Here is an 11,657-nt window from a genome sequence, read left to right as displayed (position 1 = left end):
AGCTACCAGTCCATTCGCGTGGGCACCTGAGAAAATTGGCTATGACACGGATAGACGGGCGCGACCACAGTCGCGCAGGTGGATCAGCCGCGGTGTCGCGATTCCACTGCCTTGCGCAGGGTATCGATCAAAGCCTGGATACGGGCGTGCTGCATTTTCATCGATGCCTTGTTGACGATCAGCCGGGAGCTGATGTCGGCGATGAACTCCTGGGGCTCCAGGCCATTGGCCCGCAGGGTATTGCCGGTGTCGACCACGTCGATGATCTTGTCCGCCAGGCCGATCAACGGCGCCAGCTCCATCGAGCCGTACAACTTGATGATGTCGACCTGACGGCCCTGCTCGGCGTAGTAACGCTTGGCAACATTGACGAACTTGGTCGCGACCCGCAGGCGTCCCTTGGGTTCGATGGCACCGACCTTGCCGGCGGTCATCAGCTTGCACCGGGCGATTTTCAGGTCCAGCGGCTCGTACAGGCCCTGGCCACCGTACTCCATCAGCACGTCCTTGCCCGCCACACCCAGGTCGGCGGCGCCATGTTCAACGTAGGTCGGCACATCGGTGGCACGCACGATCAGCAAGCGCACGTCGGCCTGGGTCGTGGGAATGATCAGCTTGCGGCTCTTGTCCGGATTCTCGGTCGGCACGATGCCCGCTTCAGCCAGAAGCGGCAGGGTGTCGTCAAGGATGCGGCCCTTGGACAGTGCGATGGTCAACATGGGAAACGTCAGTCCTTATCAAGGTACTCATGTCCGGTCGCAAGCGGCGCCGAACATACATCGAGGGTGCAAACACCCTCGACCTGAAACGAAATCAAGGCACCTCCTTGTGCCCATGCAGGCGACTAGCCCGGTACGCGGCGGATCTTGGCGCCGAGCATCTGCAGTTTCTCTTCGATGCACTCGTAACCACGGTCGATGTGGTAGATACGGTCGATCAGGGTATCGCCTTCGGCAATCAGCGCCGAGATCACCAAGCTGGCCGAGGCCCGCAGGTCGGTGGCCATGACTGGAGCGCCCTTGAGCTTCTCGTTGCCGGTGACGATGGCGGTGTTGCCTTCGACCTGGATCTTGGCGCCCATCCGGTGCAGTTCATACACGTGCATGAAACGGTTTTCGAAGATCGTCTCGATCACCGCGCCCGTGCCTTCGGCAATGGCGTTGAGGGAGATGAACTGCGCCTGCATGTCGGTCGGGAACGCCGGGTACGGAGCGGTCCGCACGTTCACGGCCTTGGGCCGCTTGCCGTGCATGTTCACTTCGATCCAGTCTTTGCCGCAGTTGACTTCGGCGCCGGCTTCCTTGAGTTTTTCCAGGACGGCTTCAAGGATGGTCGGATCGGTGTCCTTGACCTTGACGCGGCCGCCGGTGACGGCAGCAGCCACCAGATAGGTGCCGGTTTCGATCCGGTCCGGCATCACTTTGTAAGTGGCCGAATGCAGGCGCTCGACGCCGTCGATGGTGATGGTGTCGGTGCCGGCACCGCTGATCTTGGCGCCCATGGCGATCAGGAAGTTCGCCAGATCCACCACCTCAGGCTCGCGTGCGGCGTTCTGCAGCACGCTGCGGCCCTTGGCCAGTGCAGCGGCCATCATGATGTTCTCGGTACCGGTCACGCTGACGGTATCGAAGAAGAAGTGCGCGCCGCGCAGGCCACCTTCAGGCGCCTTGGCCTTGATGTAGCCGCCTTCGACGTCGATCACCGCGCCCATGGCTTCCAGGCCGCGGATGTGCAGATCCACCGGACGCGAACCGATGGCGCAACCCCCTGGCAATGCGACTTCGGCTTCACCGAAACGGGCGACCATCGGGCCCAGCACCAGGATCGACGCACGCATGGTTTTTACCAGCTCGTACGGGGCTACCAGGGTCTTGATGGTGCGTGGGTCGATCTCGACGCTGAGTTTCTCGTCGATCACCGGCTCAATGCCCATACGCCCGAACAGCTCGATCATCGTGGTGATGTCGTGCAGGTGCGGCAGGTTGGCTACAGTCACCGGGCCATCGCACAGCAGGGTCGCGGCCAGGATCGGCAGGGCGGAGTTCTTTGCCCCGGAAATACGGATTTCGCCATCAAGACGAACGCCGCCGGTAATAATCAGTTTATCCATAAGAATCTCGACGCCCTAGGGCTCAGGTGCGCTCGGCCCAGGCCGCGCTGCTGAAAAATTTCATAGTGACCGCGTGGATGCTGCCATCGGTGATCCATGGGTTCAAATGCGCATAGACCTGCTGCTGACGCTTCACCGGGCTCAACGCCGCCAGTTCATCGCTGATCACGTTCAGCTGAAAGTTGCAGCCTTCGCCTTCAACTTCCACCTGCGTATTTGGCAGCTTTTCTTCAAGGAAGCTCTTAACTTCTACAGCCTGCATGCTCAACCTCAATCGGCGCCCTGTGCGCACGGGTCGCACATCATACAAAAAAGCCCCGCGCCTGCGAACCCCGCGTAGCAGGACTCTGACAGGGGGCTTGCTCGCGATGTGGGTCAGGGTTGCGTCAACAACTCGGTCAGTTCGCTGACCTGGGCTATTTCACGCATGTCTTCGGGCATCGCACGGATGCTCCATGTCTTGCCGGCCGCCGTGGCGTCCCGGATGAAGCACAGCAGCAGCGACAAACCTACACTGCTGGACTTCTGCACCTGCGAGCAGTCGATGACCACCTCGGCGGCGCCGCTGGACTTGATCAGCGCCTGCCCCTGCTTGCGCAACGCGGGGCCCGTGCGATAGTCGAGCACGCCGCTAAGCATCAGCTCGCCGGCTTGCCCCAGACCAACAGCCGACTCACTCATTGCTGCTGCTTCTCCTGGGCGTCTTCAGCGACTTCCTTGGCCTTGGCCACTTCGCCAGCCCAACCGTCGATGGTCTTGTCCAGGTTGTTGCCGTTGCGCTGCATGGCGTCGGCGAATTGATCGCGGAACAGCTTGCCGATGTTGATGCCATTGATGATCACGTTACGAACCTTCCACTCGCCGTTGATTTTCTCAAGCGTGTAGGAGACCGGGTAGACCGCACCGTTGTTGCCCTTGACGGTCATGCCGACGCTGGTGCGCTCGCCCGATTCGTCCTTGGCCGGGTCGACCGTGATGCCCTGGTTGTTGTATTCCAGCAAGGCGTTGCCATAGAACTGGAACAGGCTGCGCTTGAAGTTCTCCTGGAAGCGGCCCATCTGCTCCGGGGTTGCCTTGCGCGAATACTTGACGGTCATGATGCTCTTGGAAATGCCGTCGGCATCCACCACCGGCCCGACGATACGGTTGAGCGAGTCGTAGAAAGCGCTCGGGTCGTTCTTGTACCGCTCTTTATTGGCGGAAAGGTCCGCCAGCAGTTGGTCAGTGGTGGTCTTGATGATTTCGTGCGCAGAAGGCGCGGCCACGGCGTTAGCCATCAACGGCAGCGCCGCGAGCAACACCAACAGGCTACGTCGCAGGATAGAGATCATTCAGAAGCTCCTCATTTAGCGTCTTTGCTAACGGTATTGAGCAAAAATTTACCGATCAGATCCTCGAGCACCAGCGACGACTGGGTGTCGTGGATGGTCCCGCCGTCCTTGAGCACGGTTTCTTCCCCGCCCACGCTGATACCAATGTACTTCTCGCCCAGCAGCCCAGCCGTGAGGATAGATGCAGTGGAATCGGTCGGCAGATTATCCACGCGCTTTTCCAGCTGCAGGGTCACCCGGCCGGTGAAGTCCTCGCGGTTCAGATCGATTGCCGTGACCTTGCCGATAGTGACGCCGGCCATGGTCACTTTGGCTCTGACAGTCAAACCGGCGATATTGTCAAAATAAGCATAAAGTTTATAAGTATCGGTGCTCGCTGTCGGCGCCAGGCCGCTGACCCGCAGGGCCAGCAACAGCAAAGCCAGGATGCCAGCCAGCAGGAAAAGGCCGACACCGATTTCCAGGGTGCGGTTTTGCATCAGAAATCTCCAAACATCAAGGCGGTCAGAATAAAGTCAAGGCCCAGGACTGCCAGCGAGGCGTACACCACGGTCTTGGTTGTGGCACGGCTGATCCCCTCAGAGGTGGGCTCACAGTCATAGCCTTGAAACACGGCGATCCAGGTCACCACGAAGGCGAATACGGCACTCTTGATCACGCCATTGAGGACATCGTCGAGGAAGTCGACGCTGTTCTGCATGTTGGACCAGTAGGAACCTTCATAGACCCCCAGCCAGTCGACTGCGACCCACGAGCCCCCCCAGATCCCCACGACGCTGAAAATCATGGCCAGCACCGGCAAGGAGATGAAGCCGGCCCACAGGCGCGGGGCAATGATGTACTTGAGCGGGTCGACACCGATCATTTCCAGGCTGGACAACTGCTCGGTGGATTTCATGTTTCCGATTTCGGCCGTCAGCGCCGAACCGGCACGCCCGGCGAACAGCAACGCGGTCACCACGGGGCCCAGCTCGCGCAGCAACGTCAGCGCCACCATCTGGCCTACCGCCTGCTCGGAACCATAGCTGGACAGGATACTGAAGCCCTGCAGGGCCAGCACCATGCCGATGAAAATCCCGGAGACCACGATGATCACCAGGGACATCACACCCACCGAGTGCAATTGCTTGACCAACAGGCCAAAACCGCCGCCCGTGGCACTGCGCCCGAGCAAGGCGTGCATCAAGAACAGCGAGGAACGGCCCAGGACCGCTACCACATCGATGCCGGAGCGGCCGAACAGCCGAATTCTTTCCAATAATGATTTCTTGCGCATCAGCGCTTCCCCAGCAGATCGGTACGGTAATCCGTGGCCGGAAAATGGAACGCCACCGGACCGTCCGGATCGCCCTTCATGAATTGACGGATGCGCGGGTTATCCGAATCCTTCAGTTCCTGGGGCGTGCCCTGCCCCAGCACCTGGCCATCGCCTACCACATAGATGTAGTCGGCGATGCTCGCGGTTTCGGCCAGGTCGTGGGAAACCACGATACTGGTGATGCCCAGAGCATCGTTGAGCAGACGGATCAGGCGCACCAGCACGCCCATGGCGATCGGGTCCTGGCCGACGAAGGGCTCGTCGTACATGAGGATCTTCGGATCGAGGGCAATCGCCCGCGCCAGCGCGACCCGACGCTTCATGCCGCCGGACAGCTCGTCCGGCATCAGGTCGAGGGCGCCGCGCAGCCCGACCGCCTGCAACTTGAGCAGGACGATGTCGCGGATCATCTCGTCCGGCAGCTCGGTATGAACCCGCAAGGGGAACGCCACGTTCTCGAACACATCGAGATCGGTAAACAGCGCGCCACTCTGGAACAGCACGCCCATGTGCTTGCGCGCATCGAACAGGTCGCTGCGTGACAACTCGGGAAGATTCTGGCCGTTGACCCACACTTCGCCGGCACTGGGGCGCAACTGTGCGCCCATCAGGCGCAGCAGCGTGGTCTTGCCGCACCCGGAAGGCCCCATGATGCCGGTCACCTTGCCGCGTGGAATGCGAATATCGATGTCATTGAAAATGCTGCGCGTCCCTCGCTTGAAGGACAGCCCCTTCAGCTCGACCGCGTAGGCGTTGTCGGCACTCATCTAAACTCCTTGCGATGCAGCCTCACATCCGGATGCCCTGACCGGCTGACTGACGCCAGCACCGCCGGACACCCGAACCGGCGGCGAACTATATCACTGCAACCGCCATGCGCCCAAGGCCCAGCCCCCTGCCGGTTCAGTCCGCACACGAGTAAACAGCGACAGTTTATTTCAGGCCTGGCGAGCCATTCACACAAAGCATGACGAACTTACGTGAGGGAATCGTTCATTACCGCTATAATCGCCGCCTTTTCATCGGGCTATACGATTTCTGACATGAGCCAATCCAGCGACCTGATTCAATCGGCACAACGTACCATCCGCCTCGAGATCGAAGCCGTACAAGGCTTGCTTCCCCACATCGACGCTGATTTCGTACGCGCCTGCGAGATGATTCTGGCCAGCAAGGGCCGCGTGGTCGTGGTCGGCATGGGCAAGTCCGGGCACATCGGCAACAAGATCGCCGCTACCCTGGCCAGCACCGGCACCACGGCTTTCTTCGTCCACCCGGCCGAGGCCAGCCACGGCGACATGGGCATGATCACCCGGGACGACATCATCCTGGCCCTGTCCAACTCGGGCTCGACCAATGAAATCGTCACGTTGCTGCCACTGATCAAACGCCTGGGCATCCAATTGATCAGCGTCACCGGCAACCCGGATTCGCCACTGGCCAAGGCGGCCGAAGTGAACCTCAATGTCCATGTCGAGCACGAAGCCTGCCCGTTGAACCTGGCGCCCACCTCCTCTACCACCGCCGCCCTGGTCATGGGCGATGCGCTGGCGGTGGCACTGCTGGAAGCCCGGGGTTTCACCGCTGAAGACTTCGCCTTCTCCCATCCCGGTGGCGCCCTCGGCCGACGCCTGCTGCTGAAGGTCGAGAATGTGATGCACGCCGGCCAGGAGCTGCCGCAGGTCCTGCGCGGCACGCTGCTCAAGGACGCGCTCATGGAAATGACCCGCAAGGGGCTGGGCATGACCGTGGTCCTCGAAGCCGATGGCAAGCTGGCCGGGATCTTCACCGACGGCGACCTGCGCCGCACCCTGGACCGCACCATCGACATCCACAGCGCCACCATCGACCAGGTCATGACGCCCCACGGCAAGACTGCCCGCGCCGAGATGCTTGCCGCCGAGGCCTTGAGAATCATGGAAGACCACAAGATCAGCGCCCTGGTGGTCGTCGACGACGAAGACCGCCCGTTGGGCGCCCTGAACATGCACGACTTGCTGCGTGCCGGAGTCATGTAATGAACACAGACCTGTTGCACCGTGGCCAAGCGATCAAACTGGCGGTGTTCGACGTCGACGGCGTCTTGACCGACGGTCGCCTGTACTTCCTTGAAGACGGCAGCGAGTTCAAGACCTTCAACACCCTCGACGGCCAGGGCATCAAGATGCTGATGGCCGCCGGCGTGCAGACCGCCATCATCAGCGGTCGCAAGACGCCGGTGGTCGAGCGGCGCGCGAAAAACCTCGGCATTCCCCACCTTTATCAAGGGCGCGAGGACAAACTGGTGGTACTGGACGAACTCCTGGGCCAACTCAACCTAAGCTATGAACAGGTGGCCTACCTGGGCGACGACCTGCCGGACCTTCCCGTGATCCGCCGGGTCGGGCTGGGCATGGCAGTCGCCAACGCGGCCGGCTTCGTACGCGAGCACGCCCACGGCGTCACCACGGCACGCGGCGGCGAAGGCGCGGCCCGCGAATTCTGTGAACTGATCCTGCGCGCCCAGGGCCGCCTCGAAGCGGCCAACGCCGCGTACCTGTGAGCCATTTATGCTGAGCAAGAAAATTCGCACCATCGTCGTGTTCGGCTGCATCGCGGCGATCTTTGCCGCGGTCGGCTACTGGAACATCAGCCCTGAACGGTTCCTCGACCAGCCCGCGGCCAAGGTCGAGGAAAGAATCGACTGGTATGCGTCAAATACCCACACCCTGCAATACCTGCCCGACGGCAAAGTGCAGTACGAGATGACGGCCGACAAGGTCGACCACGTCAAGGCCACCGACATTACCCTGGTCACCAAGCCGGACCTGAACATGTTCCGCGGCACAGAATTTCCATGGCACGTGCAGAGCGAGCACGCCGAAGTCAATTCCGGCGGCACCGAGGTGGAACTGATCGACTCGGTGCGCGTGGCCCGTACCGACGAAAAAAACCGCACGACCGTCATCACCAGCAGTCGCATGACCGTGTTCCCGCAGCAGCAATATGCGCAGACCGAGCAACCCGTTAGAATCGACGGCGCCGGAGGTGTATCGACCGGCACGGGAATGAAGGCGTATTTGAAGGAAAGCAGGATACACCTGCTATCGAACGTAAGAGGACAGTATGAAGCTCGCTAAAACCCTCCCTATTTTGCTCAGTCTGGGCGCAGCACTGGGAAGCGCGAGCGCCTGGGCTCTTCCCACCGACCGCGACCAGCCTATCCGCATTCAGGCCGACGACGCGCAACTGGACGACAAGAACGGCGTAGCCACTTACAAAGGTGACGTGATCATCACCCAAGGCTCGATGAAGGTGACCGGCAATACCGTGACCCTCACCCGCACCCAGTCCGGCGACATCGACGTGGTGACGTCGGTGGGCAACCTGGCCTATTTCGAGCAGATGCAGACGGCCGGCGATACCAAGCCCGTGCAGGGCTATGGCGTCACCATCCAGTATCATGCCTCCCAGGACCGCGTTGTCCTGATCGACCGGGCCAAGGTCATCGACAAGGACGGCAACACCACCCAGGGCGAGAAAATCGTCTACGACACCAACAAGAAACTGGCCAGTGCCGGTCGCGCCACTGGCAACAAGGTGACCGAGCAGCGTCCACGGATTGACATGGTGATCCAGCCTAGAAAGAAAACCGAGCAGAAGGCCCAGTAATGGCAACTCTGAAAGCTCAGCACCTGGCCAAAAGCTACAAGAGCCGTCAAGTCGTGCGTGACGTCAGCCTGTCCATTGACAGCGGCCAGATCGTCGGCCTGCTCGGCCCGAACGGCGCGGGCAAGACCACCTGCTTCTACATGATTGTCGGTCTGGTCCAGGCCGACCAGGGCCGCGTACTGATTGACGATCTCGATGTCAGCCACCAGCCGATGCACGGCCGGGCCAAGGCCGGTATCGGCTATCTTCCCCAAGAAGCGTCGATCTTCCGCAAACTGTCGGTGGCCGATAACATCATGGCGATCCTCGAGACCCGCAAGGAACTCGACAAGGCCGGCCGTCGCCAGGAACTGGAAAGCCTGTTGCAGGAGTTCCACATCAGTCACATTCGCGACAACCTGGGCATGAGCCTGTCCGGTGGCGAGCGCCGACGCGTAGAGATCGCCCGCGCCCTGGCCACCGCGCCGAAGTTCATCCTGCTCGACGAACCGTTCGCCGGCGTGGATCCGATCTCGGTGGGGGACATCAAGCAGATCATCCACCACCTCAAGGCCAAGGGGATCGGCGTTTTGATTACCGACCACAACGTGCGCGAGACCCTGGATATCTGCGAGACCGCTTATATCGTCAATGACGGCCAGTTGATCGCTGAAGGCGACTCCGCCGCCATCCTCGCCAACGACCTGGTCAAGGAAGTGTATCTGGGCCACGAGTTCCGCCTGTAAGCCCGAGTGTCTGGCAAGTCGCCCGGGCGCTGTTGATTTTATTGTGGCGGCGCTCTAGGCAAACACTTCAGTTTCAGGCATATAATTTGCTTAAGTTTGGCGCTCCGGCGCCCTGTAGTGGATGGCGCATGTGCGCCGGCGAATAAGGTGTTAAGCCCCTGCCATGAAACCATCGCTAGTCTTGAGAATGGGCCAGCAGCTGACGATGACGCCGCAGCTGCAACAGGCCATCCGTCTGCTCCAATTGTCGACCCTGGACCTGCAACAGGAAATCCAGGAGGCCCTGGAGTCCAACCCGATGCTCGAACGCCAGGAAGAAGGCGACGACTTCGACAACTCCGATCCACTGGCCGACAACGTCGAACAGAAGACCCATACCGAAATCCAGGAACCGTCCTACCAGGAAGCCGCAGCGCCCACGGTGGATAACCTTGAGGACGGCGAATGGAACGAACGCATCCCCAACGACCTGCCCGTGGATACCGCCTGGGAAGACGTCTACCAGACCAGCGCCAGCAGCCTGCCGAGCAGCGATGACGACGAGTGGGATTTCACCACCCGCACCTCCGCCGGCGAGAGCCTGCAAAGCCACCTGCTTTGGCAATTGAACCTGGCGCCGATGTCCGACACCGATCGCCTGATCGCCGTCACCCTGATCGATTGCATCAACAATCAGGGTTACCTGGACGAGACTCTCGAGGAAATCCTCGAAGCCTTTGACCCGGAGCTCGATATCGAGCTGGACGAGATCGAAGCTGTCCTGCATCGGATCCAGCAGTTCGAGCCCGCCGGCGTCGCGGCCCGCAACCTGGGTGAATGCCTGCTGCTGCAACTGCGCCAGTTGCCGGCCAAGACGCCCTGGCTGGCCGAAGCCAAGCGCCTGGTCACCGATTACATCGACCTGTTGGGCGGTCGCGACTACAGCCAGCTGATGCGGCGTATGAAGCTCAAGGAAGACGAGCTGCGCCAGGTCATCGAGCTGGTCCAGAGCCTCAACCCGCGTCCCGGCTCGCAGATCGAATCCACCGAACCCGAGTACGTGGTGCCCGATGTGATCGTGCGCAAGCACAACGATCGCTGGCTGGTGGAACTGAACCAGGAGTCGGTTCCCAAGCTGCGGGTCAACGCCCAGTATGCAGGCTTCGTCAGGCGCGCCGACACCAGCGCCGACAACACCTTCATGCGCAACCAGTTGCAAGAAGCCCGTTGGTTCATCAAGAGCCTGCAAAGCCGCAACGAAACCCTGATGAAAGTTGCCACCCAGATCGTCGAGCACCAGCGCGGCTTCCTGGAGTACGGCGATGAAGCGATGAAACCGTTGGTCCTGCACGATATCGCCGAAGCGGTAGGGATGCACGAATCGACAATTTCCCGGGTGACTACCCAGAAATTCATGCATACCCCACGGGGCATCTATGAACTGAAATACTTTTTCTCCAGCCATGTCAGCACCTCCGAAGGCGGCGAATGCTCGTCCACGGCCATCCGCGCAATCATCAAGAAACTGGTGGCTGCGGAAAATCAGAAAAAGCCGTTGAGTGACAGCAAGATCGCTGGTTTACTGGAGGCACAAGGCATTCAGGTGGCCCGCCGTACCGTCGCCAAATACCGCGAGTCCCTCGGGATCGCGCCTTCGAGCGAACGCAAGCGGTTGATGTAACCGGCCACGCCACAGCGTTCCAGTGGCAGGTATTTCTGCCTGCCGCTTTATGCACTGGCAACGAAGGAGAAGCTGTATGCAAGTCAACATCAGTGGACACCAACTGGAAGTGACCGAACCTCTGCGCACCTACATCGGCGAAAAACTCGACCGATTGGAGAGGCACTTCGACAAGATCACCAACGTGCAAGTCACGATGAATGTCGAAAAGCTGCTGCAGAAAATCGAAGCCACGCTGCATATTCCCGGCGGAGAGGTGGTTGCCAACGCGGAGCACACAGACATGTATGCCGCGATTGACCTGCTGACCGACAAGCTGGATCGCCAACTCAAAAAGCATAAGGAAAAGACCCAGAGCCTCCTTCAGGGCGCAACCGGTCGTTAATCCCCCCAATCCATGATCCGACTAGAAACCATCCTGACCCCCGGCCGTTCCCTGGTGAACGTGCCGGGCGGCAGTAAAAAGAAAGCCCTCGAACAAATCGCCACCCTGATCCATAGCGACCTGCCGGATCTGGAAATGCAGGGTGTCTTCGAGGCCCTGGTCGCCCGTGAAAAACTCGGTTCCACCGGTTTTGGCAACGGCATCGCCATTCCCCACTGCCGCCTCAAGGGTTGTACCGCGCCCATCAGCGCGCTGTTGCACCTTGAAGCCCCCATTGATTTCGACGCCATCGACGGCGCCCCGGTCGACCTGCTGTTTGTACTGCTGGTCCCGGAGGCGGCGACCGATGCGCACCTCGAGCTGCTGCGCCAGATAGCCAGCATGCTGGACCGCAAGGAAGTGCGCGACAAACTGCGCAGCGCACCGAATAACCAAGCCTTGTATCAGGTTGTCCTGGACGAGCAGAACGGTCATTAA

Annotated in this window: 16 protein-coding genes; 8 read left to right on the top strand and 8 right to left on the bottom strand. The window is 60.6% G+C overall.

The genetic code is table 11. The annotated features are described in order from the left end of the window. Positions 1-83 precede the first annotated feature (83 nt). The 8 genes from hisG to ACLEJQ_RS08050 all read right to left on the bottom strand — a co-directional run bounded on the left by hisG (position 84) and on the right by ACLEJQ_RS08050 (position 5,526). Positions 84-719 (bottom strand): ATP phosphoribosyltransferase, encoded by a 636-nt coding sequence (gene hisG / locus ACLEJQ_RS08085; protein WP_440793804.1) that lies wholly within the window; start codon positions 717-719, stop codon positions 84-86. Positions 720-844: 125 nt separating this feature from the next. Continuing rightward, a complete protein-coding gene (gene murA / locus ACLEJQ_RS08080; RefSeq protein WP_440793802.1) occupies positions 845-2,110 on the bottom strand; it encodes a UDP-N-acetylglucosamine 1-carboxyvinyltransferase in 1,266 nt (421 codons plus the stop codon). Between the two features lie 22 nt (positions 2,111-2,132). Next, a complete protein-coding gene (locus tag ACLEJQ_RS08075) occupies positions 2,133-2,372 on the bottom strand; it encodes a BolA family protein (protein ID WP_245138909.1) in 240 nt (79 codons plus the stop codon). A 113-nt stretch (positions 2,373-2,485) separates the two neighbouring features. Further along, on the bottom strand, positions 2,486-2,791 hold the full coding sequence (locus ACLEJQ_RS08070; RefSeq protein WP_440793800.1) for an STAS domain-containing protein: 306 nt from the start codon (positions 2,789-2,791) through the stop codon (positions 2,486-2,488). Further along, positions 2,788-3,441 carry an MlaC/ttg2D family ABC transporter substrate-binding protein gene (locus tag ACLEJQ_RS08065; RefSeq protein WP_440793798.1) on the bottom strand — a complete coding sequence of 218 codons (654 nt, stop codon included), beginning with the start codon at positions 3,439-3,441 and terminating at the stop codon, positions 2,788-2,790. Before ACLEJQ_RS08065 ends, ACLEJQ_RS08070 begins: the two co-directional genes overlap by 4 nt. 11 nt (positions 3,442-3,452) lie before the next feature. After that, positions 3,453-3,920 carry an outer membrane lipid asymmetry maintenance protein MlaD gene (gene mlaD, locus ACLEJQ_RS08060; RefSeq protein WP_245138906.1) on the bottom strand — a complete coding sequence of 156 codons (468 nt, stop codon included), beginning with the start codon at positions 3,918-3,920 and terminating at the stop codon, positions 3,453-3,455. Next, positions 3,920-4,717 (bottom strand): lipid asymmetry maintenance ABC transporter permease subunit MlaE, encoded by a 798-nt coding sequence (gene mlaE, locus ACLEJQ_RS08055; RefSeq protein WP_440793796.1) that lies wholly within the window; start codon positions 4,715-4,717, stop codon positions 3,920-3,922. The genes mlaD and mlaE overlap by 1 nt, the downstream gene beginning before the upstream one ends. Continuing rightward, the gene (locus ACLEJQ_RS08050; protein ID WP_440793794.1) at positions 4,717-5,526 is read right to left on the bottom strand and encodes an ATP-binding cassette domain-containing protein; all 810 of its coding nucleotides are present in this window, start codon (positions 5,524-5,526) and stop codon (positions 4,717-4,719) included. The genes mlaE and ACLEJQ_RS08050 overlap by 1 nt, the downstream gene beginning before the upstream one ends. Before the next feature lie 276 nt (positions 5,527-5,802). Between ACLEJQ_RS08050 and ACLEJQ_RS08045 the strand changes: the two genes are divergently transcribed. The 8 genes from ACLEJQ_RS08045 to ptsN all read left to right on the top strand — a co-directional run bounded on the left by ACLEJQ_RS08045 (position 5,803) and on the right by ptsN (position 11,657). Then, positions 5,803-6,777 (top strand): KpsF/GutQ family sugar-phosphate isomerase, encoded by a 975-nt coding sequence (locus ACLEJQ_RS08045; RefSeq protein ID WP_440793792.1) that lies wholly within the window; start codon positions 5,803-5,805, stop codon positions 6,775-6,777. Further along, complete coding sequence (locus tag ACLEJQ_RS08040) at positions 6,777-7,301, top strand: KdsC family phosphatase (protein ID WP_440793790.1); 525 nt, start codon at positions 6,777-6,779, stop codon at positions 7,299-7,301. Before ACLEJQ_RS08045 ends, ACLEJQ_RS08040 begins: the two co-directional genes overlap by 1 nt. Before the next feature lie 7 nt (positions 7,302-7,308). Next, positions 7,309-7,878 (top strand): LPS export ABC transporter periplasmic protein LptC, encoded by a 570-nt coding sequence (gene lptC, locus ACLEJQ_RS08035; RefSeq protein ID WP_440793788.1) that lies wholly within the window; start codon positions 7,309-7,311, stop codon positions 7,876-7,878. Beyond that, the gene (lptA, locus tag ACLEJQ_RS08030) at positions 7,865-8,410 is read left to right on the top strand and encodes a lipopolysaccharide transport periplasmic protein LptA (RefSeq protein ID WP_440793786.1); all 546 of its coding nucleotides are present in this window, start codon (positions 7,865-7,867) and stop codon (positions 8,408-8,410) included. Before lptC ends, lptA begins: the two co-directional genes overlap by 14 nt. Then, positions 8,410-9,135, top strand: a complete 726-nt coding sequence (lptB, locus tag ACLEJQ_RS08025) for an LPS export ABC transporter ATP-binding protein (RefSeq protein ID WP_018614004.1) — start codon at positions 8,410-8,412, stop codon at positions 9,133-9,135. The genes lptA and lptB overlap by 1 nt, the downstream gene beginning before the upstream one ends. Positions 9,136-9,298: 163 nt before the next feature. Continuing rightward, positions 9,299-10,795, top strand: a complete 1,497-nt coding sequence (locus ACLEJQ_RS08020) for an RNA polymerase factor sigma-54 (protein WP_440793784.1) — start codon at positions 9,299-9,301, stop codon at positions 10,793-10,795. Positions 10,796-10,871: 76 nt separating this feature from the next. Further along, positions 10,872-11,180 carry a ribosome hibernation-promoting factor, HPF/YfiA family gene (gene hpf, locus ACLEJQ_RS08015; RefSeq protein ID WP_003178005.1) on the top strand — a complete coding sequence of 103 codons (309 nt, stop codon included), beginning with the start codon at positions 10,872-10,874 and terminating at the stop codon, positions 11,178-11,180. A 12-nt stretch (positions 11,181-11,192) separates the two neighbouring features. Then, complete coding sequence (gene ptsN / locus ACLEJQ_RS08010; protein ID WP_440793782.1) at positions 11,193-11,657, top strand: PTS IIA-like nitrogen regulatory protein PtsN; 465 nt, start codon at positions 11,193-11,195, stop codon at positions 11,655-11,657.

The organism is Pseudomonas sp. SMV71 (genome assembly GCF_052042015.1).
Taxonomy (GTDB): Bacteria; Pseudomonadota; Gammaproteobacteria; order Pseudomonadales; family Pseudomonadaceae; genus Aquipseudomonas.
Note: the sequence above shows the minus strand (reverse complement) of the source record. Positions and strands in the feature narration are given on the sequence as shown.